This window comes from Azotobacter tropicalis, assembly GCF_059739045.1.
Genome location: NZ_AP046060.1, coordinates 31,013 through 51,646, shown reverse-complemented (window position 1 = coordinate 51,646; position 20,634 = coordinate 31,013). Strand labels below are relative to the sequence as shown.

Annotated in this window: 17 protein-coding genes and 2 pseudogenes; 14 read left to right on the top strand and 5 right to left on the bottom strand. The window is 56.9% G+C overall.

What is annotated here, in order from left to right:
* Positions 1 to 261 precede the first annotated feature (261 nt).
* Positions 262 to 1,397 (bottom strand): IS630 family transposase gene (locus tag Atro_RS22195; protein ID WP_497927915.1). Its coding sequence is split into 2 segments (ribosomal slippage): positions 262 to 968 and positions 968 to 1,397, totalling 1,137 coding nucleotides; the frame shifts between segments, so codons are not numbered across the junction.
* A gap of 340 nt (positions 1,398 to 1,737) precedes the next feature.
* On the opposite strand from Atro_RS22195, the gene Atro_RS22190 reads away from it, so the two are divergent.
* The 10 genes and pseudogenes from Atro_RS22190 (at position 1,738) to Atro_RS22145 (ending at position 12,143) form a co-directional block, all read left to right on the top strand.
* Entirely contained in the window at positions 1,738 to 2,214 is a 477-nt protein-coding gene (locus Atro_RS22190) for a hypothetical protein (protein WP_497927914.1), read from the top strand.
* Positions 2,215 to 2,219: 5 nt separating this feature from the next.
* On the top strand, positions 2,220 to 2,804 hold the full coding sequence (locus Atro_RS22185; protein WP_497927913.1) for a hypothetical protein: 585 nt from the start codon (positions 2,220 to 2,222) through the stop codon (positions 2,802 to 2,804).
* Positions 2,805 to 2,972: 168 nt separating this feature from the next.
* Positions 2,973 to 3,227, top strand: coding sequence for a hypothetical protein (locus tag Atro_RS22180; protein WP_198868165.1), 255 nt, complete (start codon positions 2,973 to 2,975; stop codon positions 3,225 to 3,227).
* 862 nt (positions 3,228 to 4,089) lie between these two features.
* Entirely contained in the window at positions 4,090 to 6,093 is a 2,004-nt protein-coding gene (locus Atro_RS22175) for a hypothetical protein (RefSeq protein WP_497927912.1), read from the top strand.
* 292 nt (positions 6,094 to 6,385) lie between these two features.
* Positions 6,386 to 7,251 (top strand): annotated as a pseudogene (locus Atro_RS22170) (KAP family P-loop NTPase fold protein); the annotation flags it as partial.
* A gap of 24 nt (positions 7,252 to 7,275) precedes the next feature.
* Positions 7,276 to 8,559, top strand: coding sequence for a hypothetical protein (locus Atro_RS22165; protein ID WP_497928019.1), 1,284 nt, complete (start codon positions 7,276 to 7,278; stop codon positions 8,557 to 8,559).
* Positions 8,560 to 8,797: 238 nt separating this feature from the next.
* Positions 8,798 to 9,580: a metallophosphoesterase gene (locus Atro_RS22160; RefSeq protein WP_497927911.1), complete on the top strand. Its 783-nt coding sequence runs from the start codon at positions 8,798 to 8,800 to the stop codon at positions 9,578 to 9,580.
* A 67-nt stretch (positions 9,581 to 9,647) separates the two neighbouring features.
* Positions 9,648 to 10,130: a helix-turn-helix domain-containing protein gene (locus Atro_RS22155; RefSeq protein WP_497927910.1), complete on the top strand. Its 483-nt coding sequence runs from the start codon at positions 9,648 to 9,650 to the stop codon at positions 10,128 to 10,130.
* Positions 10,131 to 10,408: 278 nt separating this feature from the next.
* On the top strand, positions 10,409 to 11,632 hold the full coding sequence (locus Atro_RS22150; RefSeq protein ID WP_497927909.1) for a tyrosine-type recombinase/integrase: 1,224 nt from the start codon (positions 10,409 to 10,411) through the stop codon (positions 11,630 to 11,632).
* Between the two features lie 157 nt (positions 11,633 to 11,789).
* Positions 11,790 to 12,143, top strand: coding sequence for a hypothetical protein (locus Atro_RS22145; RefSeq protein ID WP_497927908.1), 354 nt, complete (start codon positions 11,790 to 11,792; stop codon positions 12,141 to 12,143).
* 54 nt (positions 12,144 to 12,197) lie between these two features.
* Here Atro_RS22145 and Atro_RS22140 read toward each other — a convergent pair whose 3' ends face one another.
* The gene (locus Atro_RS22140) at positions 12,198 to 12,875 is read right to left on the bottom strand and encodes a GNAT family N-acetyltransferase (RefSeq protein WP_497928013.1); all 678 of its coding nucleotides are present in this window, start codon (positions 12,873 to 12,875) and stop codon (positions 12,198 to 12,200) included.
* 22 nt (positions 12,876 to 12,897) lie between these two features.
* Positions 12,898 to 13,530: an FMN-binding negative transcriptional regulator gene (locus tag Atro_RS22135; protein WP_497927907.1), complete on the bottom strand. Its 633-nt coding sequence runs from the start codon at positions 13,528 to 13,530 to the stop codon at positions 12,898 to 12,900.
* Positions 13,531 to 13,616: 86 nt separating this feature from the next.
* Here Atro_RS22135 and pdxR point away from each other — a divergent pair.
* Positions 13,617 to 15,103: pseudogene (gene pdxR / locus Atro_RS22130) on the top strand (MocR-like pyridoxine biosynthesis transcription factor PdxR).
* On the opposite strand, the gene Atro_RS22125 reads toward pdxR, so the two are convergent.
* The gene (locus Atro_RS22125) at positions 15,096 to 15,668 is read right to left on the bottom strand and encodes a GNAT family N-acetyltransferase (RefSeq protein WP_497928012.1); all 573 of its coding nucleotides are present in this window, start codon (positions 15,666 to 15,668) and stop codon (positions 15,096 to 15,098) included. The pseudogene pdxR and the gene Atro_RS22125 overlap by 8 nt on opposite strands.
* Positions 15,669 to 16,026: 358 nt before the next feature.
* Here Atro_RS22125 and Atro_RS22120 point away from each other — a divergent pair, with 358 nt between their 5' ends.
* The 3 genes from Atro_RS22120 to Atro_RS22110 all read left to right on the top strand — a co-directional run bounded on the left by Atro_RS22120 (position 16,027) and on the right by Atro_RS22110 (position 20,054).
* The gene (locus Atro_RS22120; RefSeq protein WP_497927906.1) at positions 16,027 to 16,755 is read left to right on the top strand and encodes a DNA-binding protein; all 729 of its coding nucleotides are present in this window, start codon (positions 16,027 to 16,029) and stop codon (positions 16,753 to 16,755) included.
* Between the two features lie 718 nt (positions 16,756 to 17,473).
* The gene (locus Atro_RS22115) at positions 17,474 to 18,010 is read left to right on the top strand and encodes an RNA polymerase sigma factor (protein WP_497927905.1); all 537 of its coding nucleotides are present in this window, start codon (positions 17,474 to 17,476) and stop codon (positions 18,008 to 18,010) included.
* A 187-nt stretch (positions 18,011 to 18,197) separates the two neighbouring features.
* The gene (locus Atro_RS22110; protein ID WP_497927904.1) at positions 18,198 to 20,054 is read left to right on the top strand and encodes a vWA domain-containing protein; all 1,857 of its coding nucleotides are present in this window, start codon (positions 18,198 to 18,200) and stop codon (positions 20,052 to 20,054) included.
* A gap of 147 nt (positions 20,055 to 20,201) precedes the next feature.
* Here Atro_RS22110 and Atro_RS22105 read toward each other — a convergent pair whose 3' ends face one another.
* Positions 20,202 to 20,474, bottom strand: a complete 273-nt coding sequence (locus Atro_RS22105; protein WP_090625515.1) for an HU family DNA-binding protein — start codon at positions 20,472 to 20,474, stop codon at positions 20,202 to 20,204.
* Between the last annotated feature and the right edge of the window lie 160 nt (positions 20,475 to 20,634).

The following is a 20,634-nucleotide window of genomic DNA, read 5'->3' as shown; positions in this document are numbered from 1 at the left end:
GCAGGTTGCGTTGTGACTACGGGTAGGCTCAGGCGAACCGGCCTTCGAGCAGCGAGCCATCATCAAGCTCGTGCTCCATTGAAGCCACCTGAATCGCCCCTTGTTTCGTAGGCGCCCTGACCGGCTGCTACGGGGCTGACTGAGCCGGACGCCACCGGCACAGAGCGACCCATAAGCGGCCACTCGCTCTAACCCGCTGTGGCCTGACCGAGCTCATGCGGCAACGCGGCTCACGCCAAAACGTCAACAGGCCCTAGTGTCTCAACACACTTCAATCTGCGGATATAGGCTGCGTAGCTTGACCCTCGCATCCTGGGTGGTGAACTGCCAGTTGATCTTGGCATCGAGCTGGTTGCGGCGTTGCAGCCATGCGGCGACCTCCTTGCGCATCCGCTCGAGGGAGTCGATGCGCCTGTCCAGGCACTGGCCGACGAGTACGTTGATCTCGATTTCGGCCATGTTCAGCCAACTGCCATGCTTGGGGGTGTAGACGAACTCGAAGCGATCTCTCAGGGCCTTGGCCTGCTCGGGCATAAAGGTCTCGTACAGCGAGGCGGCACTGTGGGTGTTGAGGTTGTCCATCACCAGCGTGATGCGCTCGGCCCCGGACCAGGCTTGGGCGATGTCCTGCAGGAACAGCGCCCAGTCCTGCCTTTTCTTGTACTCGGTGACCTTGGCGATGCGCCGGCCGGCCAGCGGCTCACAGGCCACGAAGACGTTGCAGGTGCCAGCGCGCTCGTACTCGTAGTCCTCGCGCCCGGGATGCCCCGGTACCGCCTCGAGGGGCTCGCGCACCTGGCGGATCAGTTGCCGCGGCGTTTCGTCCATGCAGACCACAGGATGGGCTGGGTCATGGGGGCGGCTGTAGACATCCAGCACCTGCTCCATGGCCGCCACGAATTCCCCGCTGGCCTTCGGCGGGATGACCCAGCCTACCTTGAGCCAGGGCTTGAGTTCGTTTTTTTTAGGGCACGCCGCACCGTCTCCGACGACAGCGAGTCCACATATTCCAACTCCACCGCACGCTCGGCCAGCAGCTTGAGCGTCCAGCGCGCATGGCCTTCGGGAGCAGGTCCGCAGCTCAGGGCGATCAGGCGTGCCTCGAGTTCGCCGTCGATCTTGCGGGCGTATTCGCGCCGGGGTTTCTTTCTCACCAGCACCGACTCCAGACCCTCCTGCACGCAACGCCGCTTGAGGTTGTCGATCTTGCGTTGGCTCACGCCCAGCATCTGGGCGATCTGTGCACTGGTCTTGTGCGGCCCCTGGTCTTGCGAGCGGTCGCAGGCCAGCAGGATCAGGGCGTTGATGACTTGGCTTGCCGCGGTCCTGCCTTTGCTTGTCAGCTCTTGCAACCGCGCTCTTTCTTGAGGACTGAGGATGATTCTGTAATGTTCCATGCCGACATTATGCATGACGCAGATTTAGCTGTGTCATAACACTAGTGGACTGTCCGAGTAGTTCGTTTATTTATAATGTAGGTTTGCATGCGGCGAGGCCATGCTGTCGCGCCGGCCGGCAGGCTTCCTAATATATCAAATAGATAAACGAATTAACCAAACAGGCCACTAGCAGGAGCTTTGCGGTGAGTCCTACAACGCCGGCCCCCGTACGCGACCGGCATCCCGTCTAAATAGCTCGTTCACCTCTTGTACTTTAGAAGGGTAGGCTAAATTTATTGAGCCTCCTCCTCTTAGTGTCGATAAGGTTCGTTTTATGGGCATGCTAATGAGACTTATAATGGCAACGTTTGCCTTAATATGTATGCAGGGTCTTTTGGTTAGTGTATTCGATAACGCTAAAGCCGAAAAATATTACGATATTGATATTCCTGATTACTTTAGAGGCGTGGAGAAGAATGCTGTAGAAAGCATCCCATCACATTATGAGGGAGAAAAGGCTAACATATGCCTGATAAATGAGGCGCCTTTTGATGTTTCGTATGATATCAAGGCCGAAAAAAATAATTGGGCTTATTATAACCTAAAGCCAGGTGAACACTATGCTCATAGTTTTGAACTCATCCCCAAAAAAGATGAAGACCGAAATCGTAGTCCAGTGATTTCACTGAAGTTCGACAGTGACCCTGGTGATGGAGAGAAGCTTATTTACCATGACATTAAAGGATATTTTTCATCAGAACAGGGATGTCACCTCAGCAAGCGCTACGTATTCCGCTTCAGTGAGCAAGATAAGTCAATAAAGCTACAGGATTAATAAAAATGTCAATAAAGTTTCTCTGCTTGGAGATTGAAAGGAAAACTGACATTGTTGCCATTACGGCATTATTGCTATCCATGGCTGGCATTCTATATCAATTATTTAATTTGGTTCGAGGCCCAGAGGTAACGCTTGCAAAGCCTAGGCAAGTAGTTGTCTATATGTATGCAGTTCCTGATGATCCAAACAAGCTCTATCTGGCATTGACATCAACAGTTGTTTATGTCAATAGTGGTCAGCAAGGGAATAACGCCGTAGTCACTGAAGAAAGTATATCGTTTGATCTTGCAAACAAGAAATATACTTACATTTGGGATAAATTTGTCTCGACAGCCCAACCTATCGGTAGCAAAGGGGTTCAAATTTCCCAAGAGCGGACGGCTACCCCATTTGTTGTGCCTGCAGGAGGAGCAGAGGCTCATGAGACTTTCTTTGGACCAAGATTTGGCCAGGATTTTATTGATAAAGATGAGTTTGTTCAGGCGCTCGAAAGCTTCAGAACTGGTGAAAAACATCTTTTTAAATTCACTATTCGCTCAAAAACTCTAAACGATGGAGATAAAATAGAAATATGCAATGACCTATAACTACACGCTATGTAGATAATATTTTAAAACATAACAATATCGCCTTGAATTGTAATTAATCCTCTGGATACCTTTAAACCTCACAATCGTTCGCTTTGCTCACTGGATTCGCAAAAGCCAGGCTTTTGCTCGCCTGTTAGCTTAATCGTTATATTTTTGGAGAAAATTATGCCATTAACAATAACAACGCAAAATGTGGATACTTGGAAAAAACGAATCCAAAAGGATGGATTGAAAGGATCAACATATTTTTGTCAGCAAAGTGGCGTTGTTTGGGTTGCGGCGTCTGGCGATCATCAATCAATCTGTCAAAGTGTTTTGGGTGCTGATTCAGGCACCAGCTCACTAGATAGTTACCTGCGGTGGGACAATGTCAATGCAACAGACTTAGTAGAATTACTCTATCAAATTGAAAAAGCATAAACATATAACAAGTCATTCGTGTGGGACGCGCGAAAAGTCGCGCGTCCCACAATTCCAACGTTAGATGACACATAGAGACTTGTGCTATGGTGATATCAAAGTTCTTTGCCGCGCTGAAGGCACCATTGAAAAATGTTCGGTGGTCTTGGGGAGCAGTCCGATTTTCCGATGGGAAGGTATTCCTTCGCGTATGGGATGATCGCACGATGGAACTAAACGGGCATAGTTATATACAACTCACACACCTAGAGAAGTACGGTGATAAACCCAGCGCAAAAAACCCTGGTTACGCCGAGCGACTGCGACATGTGCAAATGATCCGGGGTGGGCCAATTCCTATTTGATAATCTGTGTTCCAGCGACACCGCATGGTTCTCCCAGGAAGATTCGAAGTTTCTCTGAGGACTTCCTGCATGAAGGCGGCAATCTTATAAATCATGATGGAGATTACTGGATCGAAATTGGCAATCGTGTATCAGTCGCCTCTGTCATTTAACAATGTTCAAGCGGACGGCACTACTGTGGGATGACAATAAAGTTTCATCTTAATCCACCACTGAAAGCCGCTATTTCTGGCGGCTTTTTGCTTTCCAGTTCAGCTAAAGTTTCATCTTGAACAGGCCTAATCCTGCTGAAAGTAGCCTCGCAGTGAAAATAAAGAATCATCCCAATGCTTGGCTACTGGATCGAATTCGCCACTTGTGACCGGAAGCGACCCAAACCTGCCGGTCACGTCAGGCAACAAGCGGCCAGAAGCGGATGTTTAGTTCAGGAGAAATAAATCTGCCCCTTTTTTCCGCTTATCCACCGGAAATATGAAAGATCAAATTAGCCGCCAGGCAAGTTTTCAGATAAAATTCAAGTGAAAGCATTACATTACTTTTCGAATGCTAATGGACAGCTTATGGAAAACCCAATAAATCTCGGAGCAAATGGGGCTTATACACTTCACCCGAGAGCATTTCGACATATTGTTGAGGGCGACTTCACCCCTAGGATTGACCGACCAGCTGGTGGTGGAAAACCCGCTGTAACCAATGTGATATCTGGCGGATTGCACACCTACTCCGCACTCATTAAACTATTAAAACAACACCCAAGAATTACATCTCTGGATGCTTATGATCCAGAAGCGAATGAAGACTGGTTCTATATTCGAGAACTTCAAAACAAAGTACTTACAGTCAAACTGCCCAGGCAACTATTTTCAAGCAAGGCAGCCGACATAACCCTACTACCTGAGACTTACTATAAATCTGGTTATTTGTGGAAGACTTTGTTCCCCAAAAACTTTGGACAGCCCGAGATTCTTGATGCCATAGATCAAGCACTTCGAAATATTGACAAAGAGAATTCACTGGAGCCGACTTCGCCTGATCAAGACTATCACATCGTGGGTTATGCAAACATTGACCATCCAATGACTGCGATGAGGATTCAAATTCAGTTGCGAGGCAATGAAATAAGGTCTGCATTTCCTTCTTGGACTCAACCGTGGACCGGTAACAACGGAAAACCATTTTCCCATGCTGACACCATCTCGCTAATGATGGCAGAGTCGGTTGAGCGCAGCTCTGGCGAGCATTACAAATTAAGCAAGATATGGCATAACGGCCAACCTAACTACGAGAAGCTGAAACGGCTTACACCTGAATTTACGATTACGAGAACCATACCAAAGAAAGGTCAACCTCATGACGAGTGGCGCGAAAAAAGGCTCGCATCTTTGGATCAAGTAGCATTATCCCTGAGTCGCTCCGATCTCTCAAAGATAATAGCTTACTTAAACGACCATGTCATAACAAAGGAATCGTCCTTTCAACAGCAAGCACTTTATCATTCCAGGATCGCAAAATCAGGATCGCCATTAGATTTCAACGCTTGTCAAATATCACAGAATGCGTATGAATGCTTTTATGTCCTCTTGCAATATGACCTTTGCAAAAGAACTGATCACTTCCTCAAATGCATGCAACGCTTTTTGAAGTCATCGGTAGTTCATACAGGCGGCATCCACTTATTCGAATTAAAGCGATTGCACAAGCTTTTCATTTACGGAGCAAGCGCTCACCACAACCAGAATTCAATAGCTATATTTTTAGAAGCACTTTCTGCATCCCCATCCAGATCGGCAACTTATCATGAGTTTAATCTCAATACTTATGTCAAGAGGCACGATGAGAAAAGCATGTTTGTCATCGGAACTGATGGAGTTGTAGTGACATTGAACAGCTCAATGCTCGTAGATTTCGTCTCACTCAATCTTGGTGAGAACTATCTTCTCTCGCTCAATTTGAATGATCGGGACAACATAGCGAAACGACTGATTTTTAGCCAGCTTTCGGCAGAGCACATCAATGATTCGCTTAGCTACTTTACCGGAGCTGACTTTGATTTCTTTGCATTACGACTGCCGTCGCTAATAGCGGCAGAAGGTAAAACTAAACCTTCAGACAAAACACTGGAACGCATTATTCGCGACTATCATAGGATGTTAGTGATGTACCGGCAGAGATTAGTCATGGACGACCCCGAAGCTTATTACGCGAACCCATTCGATCTCGACTTCATGTCAGCCGAATTCTGCGACTTAACCATCACCCAGCACAAAAGAAAATACGTACATATTATACACAAACAATTTCTTACTGAAATTCAGGATAATGACAGCTCTGAAAAAGTCAAGCGACTTTGCAAAGTCCTTCTCAAGAATATGAGCAAAGAAGGGGTACCATTGCCACAGCTAATTCCTGACTATATTGAAAGCTGGATGCGCGATGATGCGTATGCCAGGCCCAAAAAGATAGACTTGTCTATATTCGAGAGGCCACCTAGTTATCTGAATCGCCCTGTGACTTTTTCATGAGCAGATAGCGTATATAACCCAGCTACTTTTAGAACACCCGATAACCTGTGCCCAGAAGAATGGCATTCAAAACAATAGCGAGTGACGGTTAACAGAGCAATGACCGCTTTGGGTCGCTCTGTGCCGGTGATGTCCGGCTCAGTCCGACCCAAAGAGGACATTAGCTGCTAGCTACAGCTTCAATGCAACCCTTCGGACAAGTGTGGTAAACATAGTGTTTGGAACGGATGGGTTAATACTGTTCCATACTGAGCCTGCTACATCCTAATCCCAAGGGTAGAGATTCATCTGAATGATGACGGAGTATTCTTCAGTGCTTTTAGCTGATCAGCCATCCATCGAACCCTCTCAGGACCTGTTCGGTCATGCACCATTCGCTCGAACGCTAGCCAATGCTATCAAGGGCTATCAACACAGCGATGGCATTGTGTTGGCCTTATACGGTCCTTGGGGGGCAGGAAAATCCACAGTGCTAGCTTATGTACAGCATGAGCTTGAGACATGCCCAGAGCAGGACCGTCCAATCATAGTGCAGTTCAATCCCTGGTGGTTTTCCGGTCAGGAACATCTTGCCAAAGCATTCTTGGGCCAGCTCCAAGCAGTGCTTCCTCAGAAGTATGAAAAGTTTCGCGCCTTCGGTGACAAGCTTTCTGAGTTCTCAGAAGCACTGGGCGGAGTGGGTGACGTGGTTGGCGCAGTCACTGGTCAGGGCTGGCTTGGCGGTTTCCTGCGAGGCGGCTCTAGCATGGCAGGCCGCAAGCCCAAGGATGTCCCAGCGCTAAAGGATATCTTGTCGAAGCTATTGCTTGAGCAAAAGAAACGAATTTTAATCATTATCGATGACATTGACCGCTTAGCCCCTGAAGAGGTTCGCCAGCTCTTCACGGTCATCAAGGCGCTGGCCAACTTCCCTTTGTAACTTACCTGCTCGCTTTTGATCGTGAAGTAGCTGCTAGGGCGATAAGTGAACAAACTGGCTTGCCTGGTGAGCGCTACCTAGAAAAGATCATCCAGGTTCCATTCGAGTTGCCGCGAGTTGACCGTACTTCCCTACGTCAAGCGCTGTTCACAAAACTTGACGCTGTTATGTCGCAAACACCTGACGGCCGTTTCGACAGCATGCATTGGACCAACATCTTCTACTCCGGACTTGCCCCTCTTTTCGTAGTTCCACGAGACGTCGTGCGACTGACTAATGCATTAAGCGTCACATATCCGGCTGTTGTCAGTGAGGTGAACCCTGTCGATTTCATCGCCATTGAATCGCTTCGCGTTTTTTTGCCTGGAGTATACGACTCGATCCGTATGTCGCCTGAGAAATTTGTAGGGCACATCGGTCATCTCGAAACTGAAGAGAGGGCACGTGAAACAGCCTTCCACGAAGGCTGGCTGAAAGACGTTCCCGACCCTTTGCGCGCATCGACCAAAGAAATGCTTGAAAGGCTCTTTCCACGCCTGGAAGCGGTGTGGTCAAACACGTACTGCAGCGGAGACATGTCCGGTATGTGGCGGAGGAGCTTAAGAGTTTGTTCTCCTGACATTTTTCCTGCGTACTTCAGGTTATCGCTTCCATCGGAAGCGATCAGTCGCTCCGACATGGATACGTTGCTTTTGGGAGTTCATGACTCAGCAGCCTTTTCCGCTGCGCTGCAGTCGGCGGCGGCGATTAAAAATGGGAATGGGATCTCGAAAGTTCGCGCTCTTTTAGAACGTATAATGGATCACGTGGAGGACGACATCAACGTTACCAGCGCCAACTCTATTATTGGGGTACTGCTTGATGTCGGCGATAAATTAAATCTTAAATCAGACCGACTGCGTAGCGACTTTGACTTTGGCAATGAGTCTCGAGCATGCCGAATCGCTTATCACTTGCTAAAAAAGATAGATGCTGCGCAGCGATGTCAACTCCTCTTAAAGGCTATCAGTCAGGGGCACGCTGTTCGATGTAGCCAATATTTACTCCGCACCTTGGCTGAGGAGGTTGAAGAGTCAGCGAACGCAGGGGGGGAATCGCTCGTAAGCGCGGATGAGATAAGGGTTTTGAAGTCTGCTTGGGTGCGTCGTGTAACTCAACTTTCGGCAGAAGTGAGCTTCATAGATCATCCTTCGCTTGCTGCGCTGTTGCATGGATGGATGCAATGGGGTGATCCACCCGGGGTCGCCACTTGGTGGCAAAGGGCGGCAATAAGCGACGAGGGATTCCTTAAATTGATTGCTGCTGAGTCATCTGAGGTGCGGACGCAAGGTGGTGGAGACTACGGATGGCACTTTCAGCTGCGCGTGGCACCAAAGAACTTTGAACCATACGGTGATGTAGTCGCGTTGGCTGAGCGGGCAAAGGCGCTGCTGGACGCAGGCGGTGTCGCCGAGCCATACGAGTCAGCCGCGAAGCAATTCGTACACGAATGCGAACTGCTATCCCTAGGCAAGAACCCAGACTCTTTTGATATCGATAAGGATTGACCGCTTTTGGCCGGTTTCTGCCTGTTGCGGCAGGGCGGTTGGGGACGCGGCACCTCGTCAGTGCGCACGTCCTCTCGCTCGACTCAGGATAAAACTTTATTGTCTTCCTACATGTGCAAGCCAAGGAAATTTTTTCCGCCTGGAATGATGGTCTGCTGCGGCCGTTTGGTTTTTAGGCCGCTTGGGATTTCCGGCAGTGGTGAGAGGCTGAAGCCATCCATCAAACGGAGATCCCGCAATGAGCAACGCATCCAGCCACCTGACACCGGTCCACACCTCCGCCAACCGCCTGTTCGTCCAGTACGGTCCCAACCAGAAGGGCCGGGACTTTGCCGTGGGCAACATCCACGGGGAATTTTCTCTCCTGGAGCGCCTGCTGGAAAAGGCCGGCTTCAACGAGCAAACCGACCGGCTATTTTCCGTGGGCGATCTGGTGGACCGGGGGCCGGAGTCCCACCGTGTCGCCTGGTGGCTTTTGAAGCCCTGGTTCAAGGCCGTTCGCGGCAACCATGACCAGTGGTGCGTGGAGGCCGGCCTGTTCGAGGAGCCGGCCGGCCACCGCCAGCATGGCGGAGAGTGGTTCTACAAGTTAAGCGAGGAGCTTCGCCCCTTCCTGGGCGGTTTTCTGAACGAGCTGCCCGTGGCTATTGAGGTTGCCGGGCGTTCCGGCGAGCGCTACGGCGTGGTACATGCCGAATGCACCTGCTCGAGTTGGAAACGCTTCGTGGAGGCGCTGGAAGGCGAGCTGGGCGACTCCTATCGCGACCACCACGTCAAGGAGGCCTATGGCGCAGGAAGCGGTACGACGACGCCGATACCCGCCCCATCGCCGGCATCGAGCGGGTCTATGTCGGGCACGCCGTCGTCGACGAGGTGCTGGACCTGGGCAATGTGCGTTACCTGGACACGGGCGGCTGCTTCGAGGGCGGACGGCTCACCCTGGTCGAGATCGGCGGATCGGAGGCGATCTTTTCTGCCGAGAAAGTTCGCAACAAAGAAAAGGTTTTTTGAAATTCGATAGTTACTTCGGGGGCTGTCCAAATAGATAACTTGGGTTTTTCCTTCAGCCCCTGAAAGTAAGACTCGCCATGGATAGCGAGGGCCTTAAAGTGAATCCAATCCTTATCGATAATTGCGCCAGCCTAGGTTTCGCCCATCGGCTGAAGGCCTGTCTTTATGGTTCTGGCTATACCCGACAGGATGTTTCGATAGGTACGGGTATTCCCGAGCCAGTGCTCGCTGACTATGCCAATGGATCGACTCAGCCCATTCTCTCCGATATCGAAAAGATTGCCCGCTTTATCCAAGTCAATCCGGCCTGGCTCGCCTTTCGCATCGGTGAAAAGAAACTTCCGAGCGAGGCCGAGTTAATTACCCCGTACTTGGAAGAGGCCAATCTGAGTGCCGAACAGTTGGAAGAAAAGTATTGTCAGGCCGGAAAAAACGAGCACCCGCTGTTCAAGAAAACGACCTGGGCGTTCTCGATCGGCGAGGATGACACGGTGCTCGAGTACTGGGCCTGGGTGGCGTTTCGCATCGGCCGAGCCCTCGGCAAGCGCTCGCCCCATTGACCGAAGAGGCCGGCGTGAACCGGCTCCTTCTCCTGGTTGGGTGCCTGGCTCGTGCCAGCAGCAGGCCGGCCCCGATGGGGGAATCCCACCGTGGGGGAAGCTGTGGGACTGTCCTGCAGGTGACTGATAGAATCCCCAATTTATACGGCCTATAGGTGATTTGTACGAGGAAAATATCTGCGTACAGTGCGGCTGGATCTGCGCCAGCCACCAATAATTCCCCCCTGCAAACCTGTTCTCCACCGATTGCCATCGCCCACCAGCCCGGTTGAATCATCATGAGCAAACTGACACCGAAGCTCGTCAAGGAAACCACCGCCCCCGGCACCTACCAGGATGGCCGGGGCCTGTTCCTGAAAGTCACCGCCGGCGGGACGAAAAGCTGGGTGTTCCGCTACAGCTTCCAGAGTGACCGCCGCGACATGGGCCTGGGTTCCTTCCCGGCGGTCTCGCTGCGCGATGCCCGACTGGCCGCGGATAAAGCGCGCCTGGAATTGGCCCAAGGCATCGACCCGCTCGGCAAGCGTCACCAGTTGCAGCACGAGGCGCGGGCGAAGCGGCGCAAGGGCACGACCTTCAAGACCGAGGCCGAGCTGTTCCTGCGCACCCACGCCCCGTCCTGGAGCCCACGGCATGCCGTACAGTGGCGCAACAGCCTGAACACCCATGTCTATCCCCGGATCGGCGAGCTGCCGGTGGAGCAGGTCGACACCGACCAGGTGCTGGAGGTCCTGATCCCGCTCTGGTCGACGGTGCCGGTCACCGCCACCCGGGTGCGCAACCGCATCGAGCTGATCCTCGATGCCGCCAAGGCCCGCCAGCTGCGCACGGGGGAAAACCCGGCGCGCTGGCGCGGACACCTCGACAAGCTCCTGCCGCGTCACAAGCGCAGCACCCTGCCCTTCCCCGCCCTGCCGGCCGAGCAGGTACCGGCGCTGCTGCACAAACTCGACCGGATGGCGAACCCGGCCGCCCGTGCCTGTGAACTGCTGATCCTCACGGCGACCCGCAGCGGCGAAGTGTGCGGCGCCCGCTGGGAGGAGTTCGATCGGGAGGCCCGGATCTGGACCATCCCGGCGCAGCGGATGAAGGCCAAGCGTGCTCACCGGGTACCGCTCACCGAGGCCATGCTCGAGGTTCTGGATCAGGTAGAGGGAAATCACCGGGAGTTTGTTTTCCTCAATGCCCGACGCAGCGGCCCCCTCCCGGGCAACGCCCTGCGCCGCGTGCTCGATGCCGCCGGGGCCGAGAATTGCGTGCCCCATGGCTTTCGCTCGACCTTCCGGACCTGGGCCGCCGAGCAGACCAACCATCCGCGCGAGGTCTGCGAGATGGCGCTGGCACACACGCTGGAGAGCAAGGTGGAGGCGGCCTACAACCGTGGCGACCTGCTGGACAAGCGCCGGGCGCTGATGGAGGAGTGGTCGGCCTTCCTGGGCACCTTCGAACGCGAGGTGGTGTTCAAGGCACTGTCGGTATCGGAGCCCGCCGGCGGCGAGTGAGGACAATCTTTCCCGCCGGCAGCAGGCTCCACTGCTCGAGCGCCACCGGCCTACCCGCCCATCGCGCCCGGGCCGCCGCGCCCGATTTGGGTTCTCCCGTGACCATGCCAGCCTGAAGGCCTGCAGCAAGTGGCTGCCACTCACGAGGAGCGAAACCATGTACCTGATCAGCGAATCCGGCCTGAACGATAAGGCCCCCTACGATCCCACCCTGCTGGCGTTTTTTCACCAGGGTGTCGAAATTCGCAACCCCTACCTCTCCCCCTGCGGCGGCTACGAGGTGGATCCTGTTGCTGTCTACGGCTTCGAGGAGGTCTGGACCGGCGGTGACTGCAGGGCGCTGGACCTGATCCTGCCGGATGGGTGCGTGCTGCGCCTCACCAACGAGGATGGCCTGCGCACTCCCGATCCGGACGAGTGGGAAAGCGCAATCATCGGCCGCCTGAGCAGCGATCACGACGAAATCGCCTGGTGCGTACTGGGGGAAGTGCCCCTGACGACCGACCGGTGACGGACACCCCGCCACCGGGCTAGCACAGTGTCGGCCGGCCATCCAAGGCTGTTCTCATTCACGCAGATCTTCCAGACACCGCTTCTGTCGGCCCTTGGCATCGAAGTTGTCGGGGGCCAACCAACGCTCGAAAGCATTTCGGCAGCGTGGCCATTCTTTGTCGAGGATGGAAAACCAGGCCGTATCACGGTTGCGCCCCTTGACCACCATGTGCTGGCGAAACAGCCCTTCGTAGACGAAACCTAAACGCCTGGCTGCTCGCATGGAGCGGGTATTGAGTGCGTTGCACTTCCATTCCAGGCGTCGATAACCCAGCTCTTCCATGGCGAGGCGAGCCAACAGCCAGATCGCCTCGGTGGAGCCTGGAGTACGTTGCATAGCCTGACCGAAAGCGACATGGCCGATCTCGATACTGCCATCCTTGGGGGCGATGCGCAGGAAACTGAGTAGCCCCATGGCATGCTGGCTGGCAAGGTCGATGACGCTGAAGAACAGCGGATCGACACTGGCTTGGCTGGTCGATAGCCAGGCGCCGAAGGACACGCGCTCGGGAAAGGGACCGTAGGGCAGGTAGCGCCACAGCAATAGGTCGGAGTTCGGCCCCTGCAGAGCCTGCCACAGGTCTCCACCATGGCGTTCGACATCCAAGGGTTCTAGCCTCACGTACAGGCCACTCAACGGTGCACGGGAAGGGGCGCGCGCGGCTTGCCAGTCGAGTTGGGGCTCTTGAATCATAGCGATATTGTCGTGTTGTTCAGTGATCGATAGCCATGTGTCGAGCCAGTTCACGAGCATGCTCGTCAGAGCTGGCGCCTAGTTCTTTCCATACTCCCCGGCGGTCGACATCAGGGCGGTTCTGGCTGAGTTTCCACTTACCCTCCAGGCGCTGGATCGGCAGGGCGAAACCGACGATGGCGCGGAGCCTGTGGTCCAGGTAGTCGCGCGGGGCGTCATCGATTGTCCAGGGATGCGGGCGGCCAGCTTCGTGGTGATCGCTGAGACGGCCGACTAGCCGCCGCAGCCGCTCAGGATCGTCGAACACTTCAGGCTGGCCCTGCGCGTGCACAGCGATGTAGTTCCAGGTCGGCACCGCCTTGCCGTGCTCGGCCTTGCTCGGATACCACGACGGGCTGATGTAGGCGTCCGGGCCATTGAAGATCACCAGCGCCTCGCTGCCTGTAGCCAAGTCGCACCAGTGCGGATTGGCCTTGGCAAAGTGGCCGTAGAGCGTGCCGTACTTGCCTTCGTCGGCGACCAGCAGCAGCGGTAAGTGGCTGGCCTGCAGGCCACCCGGGCCATGGCTGACCAGCGTGGCGAGTCGGCTGTTAGTGATCTGTCGATGCAACTCAGTGAGGTCATCCTGGCGGAAGGCGGCGGGCAGGTACATGCTGGTTCTCCTGGCAAGCATGGAGCCATGCTAGACAGGATATTGGCCTGTTGTAAGATCCATTTACTGTGACTTTGATAGGTCCAATCTATGCCGCCTTCCCGCCGTTGCCAGTCGATCTCTCCGGTATCCAGCTTGATCCTAGCGGCGGTCTGGCACGTCAGCTGTACCAGGCCCTGCGCGAGCGCATTCTCGATGGCCGTCTGCCGAGCGGCACCCGGCTACCGGCAAGCCGCGATCTTTCGCATCTGCTGGGTATTTCACGCAACACGGTAACCCGCGCCTTCGACCAGCTGTATGCTGAGGGCTATGTAGAAGGCCGTATCGGTGACGGCACCTATGTCGTTGAACTGGTCAGCGTGATTCGCACGGCTCCTATCCAGGCTCCCAGTCCCACACCGAGCAAGGCCCTGAAACGCCTGCAGGTGCACCATCTTCCCGCGCCTGCGGAGGGGGCGCCCAAGGCCTTCCGCGTAGGGATTCCAGCCCTCGACCTGTTTCCTTTCGAGATTTGGGCGCGGCTGTCGGCACGCTTCTGGCGCAAGCCCTCACCAGCGCGCTTGGGCTACGGAGACCCAGCCGGGGATCCGCAACTGCGGGAGCTGATCGCCGCCTACCTGCGCAACAGCCGTGGCCTGCACTGCGACCCGGCACAGATAGTCGTGACTTGCGGGGCCCAGCAGGCCATCAGCCTATGTGCCCAATTGCTTGTAGAACCAGGCGATCAGGTGGCTATCGAGAATCCGGTTACCGCGCGGCCGGGCATGCTTTCGCTATGGCTGGCGCACAGCTGAAAGGCATCGCAGTGGATGCCGAGGGATTGGATACTGCGGCTTTGGCGCAGGTCGGTAGCTGTCGCCTAGCCTATGTCACTCCTTCACACCAATACCCCACGGGAGTCACCCTGTCCCTGGCACGGCGCCTGGAACTGCTGGACTGGGCAGAGCGTCACGACAGCTGGATAGTCGAGGATGACTACGACGGGGAGTACCGCTACAGCGGCACCCCCTTAGCCCCATTGGCTGCTCTCGACCGCCAAGGCCGAGTGCTCTACGTTGGCACCTTCTGCAAGATTGCTTTTCCTGCGCTGCGCTTGGGCTATCTCGTGTTACCTCCGGCCTTAGCACCACTCTTTGCCCGCCGCCGTGCCCTGGATATGCGTCATTCGGAAATCGGCACCCAGGCAGTGATGGCCGAATTCATCGCCGCCGGGCATTTCCAGCGACATATTCGTACCATGCGCCGCGCCGCACGCAGTCGCCGCGATGCGCTGTTGGCCGGCTGGCCTGAGGACGTCCCCGGCTGTGCGCCAGTGCCGGCTGTGAATGCCGGCCTGCATCTCTGCGTACGGGTCGATAGCTTGGTACGAGAGCGCGCACTGATCACCGCTGCGAACCAGGTAGGGGTGGAGTTGAACGGCTTGAGCAATTATTGGTTAGCCGACAGCGAAACGCCGTTGGATGATCGGGCCGGCTTGGTACTGGGCTTTGCCTCCGTGCCAGAGCCCGATATTGCCAAAGCTTTGCAGATGCTGCGCCAGGCTTGGGGAGCCAATCAGCAGGTGCTCAGTTGAGGAGGGCCGCGTCGTACCCTGACATCGGCTGGAGGGGCATGCCTTGCAGCTCACTCCACTCGTCCTGGGTCATGCGATACACGCGCACAGGCTTTCCATGAAACACCATCTCCTGGAAATCATGAAAACCGGCCTTCTCAGCGACTCGCAGTGAGGCAATGTGCTCAGGTTCGATAATTGCCACCACCGACCGGAACGCTTTAGTTCCAAACGCATAGGCGAGAGTAGCGCACGCTGCCTCCGTGGCAATGCCGATCCCCCAGTACCGCCGTGCAAGCCGATATCCGAGATTGATCTCCTCCGCATTTCCTACGCGCTCCGGCCCTACCCCGCAGAATCCGATGAGAGTGGACGATTCCTTTTCGATAAGAGCCCATGGACCTACGCCATGTGACTCGTAGCAGTCCAAGCACCATTCTACGAACCTTCGAGTGGCCGCCTCGTCACAAACCCCGCGCACGGAGTGCTTCATAACCTCCTGATCGCTAAGAATTTCCGTCAGCGCAGAAACGTCATCCAATGACAACGGCCTAATCAGTATTCGTGCTGTTTCCATCAACTCTATCCCCCTCCTATCCGCATGGATTACGAAGGCTTTTCTAACACGAAAACCGCCGAAAAAGCCCATAACCAGAGGCATCCATCGTGTATTCCTATCTCCACTTCAGATAAGGCAATCCAGATAGCCTGCGCGATGCCGCCGGCTGCAGAACGAACTCATGTAGTACAAACACACCGGGTGAGCCTTGGCGCCGGCCAAGCCGAGCTGTCGCTGTCCGCGACGTGATCACCGAGCGCCGCCGGCAAATCAAGGGCCAGGTGCCGGCGTAGGACCGGCCGATTTCCGTCTTTAATTTGTTTATTTATTTGTTTTGTTATTCGCTATGCTGAGTTCATCCTCAGCCGATTGGAAATCGACCCCCATGCGCCCCGCCGAATACACCCTCGAAGAGATCGTCCAGGCCGGCGAAGCCCTGCAGGCCGCCGGCCGCAACGTCACGGGCTTCGCCCTGCGGCAACGAGTCGGCGGCGGCAACCCCACCCGGCTGAAACAGGTCTGGGATGACCACCTGACCCGCTCGTCAGCCGCCAAGGCCGAGCCGGTGGCCGAACTGCCGGTGGAGGTGGCCGAGGAACTGGCGGCCGTCACCCGGGCGCTGACCGAGCGCCTGGCAGCCCTGGCGGTCGAGCTGAACGACAAGGCGGTGAAGGCGGCCGAACGGCGCGTGGGCGAGGTGGTCCGGGCCGCCGGCGAGCAGCGCGAACAGGCCGAGCGGGAGCTGGCCGACGCGGCGCAGACCGTCGAGGACCTGGAGTATCAGTTGGACGGCGTAAAGGGCGAGCTGGCGGCGACCCAGGCGCAGCTGACGGAGGGGCTTGCGCAACACCAGAGCCAGGCTGTCGAGCTGGCCCAGCTCCGGGAGCGTCTGAACACCGCCGAACAGGCGGCCCGAATGGCCAGTGAGCAGCACACCGCCGAGCTGAAGCAGCTGCGGGACGAGCTGGCGAAGGCTCATGCCAGGGGCGAGGAGGCGGCCCGGATGCGTGGCGAACTGGACACCCTCAGAGCGCAGAACGACGCCCTGCTGGCGGCATTGAAGCCCGCCAAACCCTCCAAACCTTCCGGCAAAGGTGGAGCGACGAGTACGTGAGAAGGAAAATGGATCGGCAGGCGGCTCCAGGGGAGCCGGACGCTGGGCAATGGCCAAAGCCTCCACCCGGGCCCAGGATCTTCTGGGTGGGCATGCCGCGTTTGGAAGCACTCTGCCCGTCCGCCATTACGTCGAGGGCGACAATATCCCCGGCCTCGGCCGCGTGCGAGCGCCTGCTGGTCGCCGGCAACGGGTACCACAAGCGCTGCTTCGAGCAGACCGCGTGAGGCGCCAGCGATTCCTTGCAAGCCGGCTCTTGCCGGCGGCAATAATCCGCGGCAGTCAGAAGGACTGCCCGATGAGCCTGGCCGACCAACAAGCCGATAAGAAAAGCTCCTCCATGATCCCCCAACCGCCTCCAAAGCCATGACACAGTGCCATCCCGCCCCGGCCGATAATTGCTAGTCTGCTGTCCCCAGATCCAATGGTGCTGAGCGATAACCGCCGATTCCCGGCCAAGGAATGCCGGCGGCAATAATCCGCGGCAGTCAGAAGGACTGCCCGATGAGCCTGGCCGACCAACAAGCCGATAAGAAAAGCTCCTCCATGATCCCCCAACCGCCTCCAAAGCCATGACACAGTGCCATCCCGCCCCGGCCGATAATTGCTAGTCTGCTGTCCCCAGATCCAATGGTGCTGAGCGATAACCGCCGATTCCCGGCCAAGGAATTCAGCGCGGCCAGCGTCCAACCTACAGATCAATCAGCAGGAAGCGGCGATGTCGCCGGACAGACAGACACTGGAGAAAGCACGCGCGGGTGACGCTGCAGCCTTTGCCAAGGTGGTGGACAGTTGCTACGCCAGCATTTTCCGCTTCGCCATGAAATACACCGGCCAGCGTCAGGACGCCGAGGATGTGGCCCAGCAGGCCTGCATCAAGCTGGCACACTCGATCGCCAGCTATCGCTTCGAGTCGGCCTTCAGCAGCTGGCTGTATGCGCTGGTGCTCAACTGCGCCCGCGACTGGCATCGCCAGCAGTCGCGCCACCGCGCAGACACGCTGGACGAGGACTGCGGCGAAGCGGTGGCAGACTCAGCAGATGAATCCCGGGTCTATCTGCGTCAGGTACTCGACGAGGTGGATGCCATGGGCAGCGGCTACCGCGACACCCTGGTACTGGTGGCCGGCGAAGGCCTGAGCCACCGCGAAGCGGCCGAACTGCTCGGCGTGAAGGAGTCCACCATCTCTTGGCGTCTCCATGAAATTCGCAAGAGGCTGGCCTCTGCTGCCATGCAGGAGAATGGTCATGACTGATGACGATCTGAAATCTCTGTTCGAAGGGGTGGACAGAATTGAACCCGGCGAAGAGGCCCGTGCCAGAGCCCGTCAGGCTGCGCTGGCGGCCTTCGCTGGAAAAAATGCACAAGTGCCCCAAGGAAATGTCACACCGCTGCGTCCCACCCCGTCCAGCAACCCGCTGGACGGAAACGGGAGAAGCAGGATGAACATGTCGAAACGACAGTGGCTGATGGGTGGCGCAGCCAGCGCCGCCGTGGTGGTACTGGCGGTATCCGTGGTGATGAAAATCGGCAACCCGCCGTTCGAGCCGCGTTCGGTGCTGCCAGTCGCCAGTGAAGGGCCCGCACCGAAGCCGGCACCGCCCGAGGAAGCCCGGCACAATCAGCAGGCGCAGTTGGCAAAGCGTCAGGCAGAGAATGCCGCAGCCGAACGCGAAGCCGTGGCCGGGCCGGCGAAGGGCCAGGCCATGGCCGACTCCGTCAGCCAGGAAATGGGCAGCGTAGCCAGCGCACCGACTCCGACAACCGCCCAGCCTAGACCATCTGCGCCGCAGGCCAGCCGCAAGATGGTGGCTGCCGCACCGCCGTCCTCGGCGCCAGTGCTGGCGGAAGTGTCGCCGCCTGCCCAGTATCAGGAAGTCGGCCACGACCGCTTCGAGGCGGTCGATTCCAGCCCGGTGAAGAGCGTCGCCACCGAGCCGGTCTCCACCTTCTCGGTGGATGTGGACACCGCCTCCTACAGCTTCGTGCGCCGCCAGCTCAACCAAGGCGTGCTGCCGCAGAAGGACGCCGTGCGGCTCGAGGAGATGCTCAACTACTTCGACTACGACTACCCATTGCCGGACAGCCGGGAAACCCCATTCAAAGCCACGGTGACGGTGACCAACTCGCCGTGGAAGCCGGGCAACAAGCTGCTGCACATCGGCATCCGTGGTTATGAACTGCCGCGCGCGCAGCACCCGGCCAGCAACCTGGTGTTCCTGCTGGATGTCTCTGGCTCGATGAACAGCCCGGACAAGCTGCCGCTGATCAAGCAGTCCATGGGACTGCTACTCAGCCAGCTACAGCCAAGCGATACCGTCTCAATCGTCGTCTACGCCGGCGCGGCCGGTACCGTGCTGGAGCCCACCCCGGCCAGCGAGAAGCAGAAGATCCTCGCCGCCCTCGACCGCCTCAGTGCCGGCGGCTCCACCGCCGGTGGCGAAGGCATCCAGCTGGCCTACCAACTGGCCCGCTCCAGCTTCAAAAAGGACGCGGTGAACCGGGTGATCCTCGCCACCGACGGTGACTTCAACGTCGGCATCACCAGCAACGCGGAGCTGCAGGGCTTCATCGAGCGCCAGCGTGACGAAGGCATCTACTTGTCGGTGCTCGGCTTCGGCCAGGGCAACTACCACGACCAACTGATGCAGGCGCTGGCGCAGAACGGCAACGGCGTGGCTGCCTACATCGACACTCTGGGCGAAGCGCAGAAGCTACTGGTGGACGAAGCCAGCTCCACCCTGTTTCCCATCGCCAAGGATGTGAAGCTGCAACTGGAGTTCAACCCACAGACCGTCAGCGAATACCGCCTGCTCGGCTACGAAACCCGCGCCCTCAAGCAGGAAGACTTCAACAACGATAAGGTGGACGCCGGCGATATCGGCGCCGGCCACCGCGTCACCGCCATCTACGAAATCACCCCGGCCGGTGCCGTCAGCGGCCTGTTCGAACCTTCGCGCTACCAGCCGCAGCAGCCGGCCGCCGAGGGCCACGCCCGTGAATACGGCTTCCTGAAGATCCGCTACAAACTGCCGGAAGAAAGCAGCTCGCGCCTGATCACCACCCCGATCCCAGTCGATGGCGGTGAACTGTCGGCGAGAATGGCCCGCGAAACCGCCTTCGCCACGGCGGTGGCCGGCTTCGCCGAACTGCTGAAGGGCGGCCAGTACAGCGGCAACTGGAGCTACCAGGATGCTATCAAACTGGCCAACAGCAACAAGGGCGAAGACCTCTATGGCTATCGCAGCGAGTTCGTGCAGTTGGTGAGGAAGGCTGAGGTGGCGGCTGCTATGAAGTGAGGAAAATGCCGCCGCTCATTCGAAAAGCGTGGTAACCCACCTTTCTCGCCAGGCCGGCCCTTCTCTGTTCAGGCCTGTTCTTCCCATCCAGGGATGGTTGACCCCGGATGGGCGCCAGTGCTCATGCAGGGTTATGCCGGCAGGGAGTCAGTTCAGGGCGTCTTTCAGGCCCTTGCCCGGCTTGAAGCCCGGCAGCTTGGCGGCAGCGATCTGGATCGCGGCACCGGTCTGCGGGTTGCGGCCTTCGCGGGCGGCGCGCTCCTTCACCTCGAAGGTGCCGAAACCAACCAGAGCGACATTCTCGCCCTGTTGCAAGGTGCTGGTGATAGCAGCGGTGAAGGCGTCCACTACCGCGGTGGCAGTCGTTTTTGGCAGATCCGCAGAGGCAGCAACGGCGGCGATCAGATCAGCTTTGTTCATTATTCAATCCAGGTTGGAATTCGGCCCGCGAGTATAACCGGACAGGAGCGCGCCTTCTTGCAGACGTGCAAACGAGCAGCCCTCCCATCCAAGGGGATGAGCCGCCCCTGGATCGGCCGGCCAGCGCTCAATGCAGCCTCGCAGCCGCGATCCAGTGCTG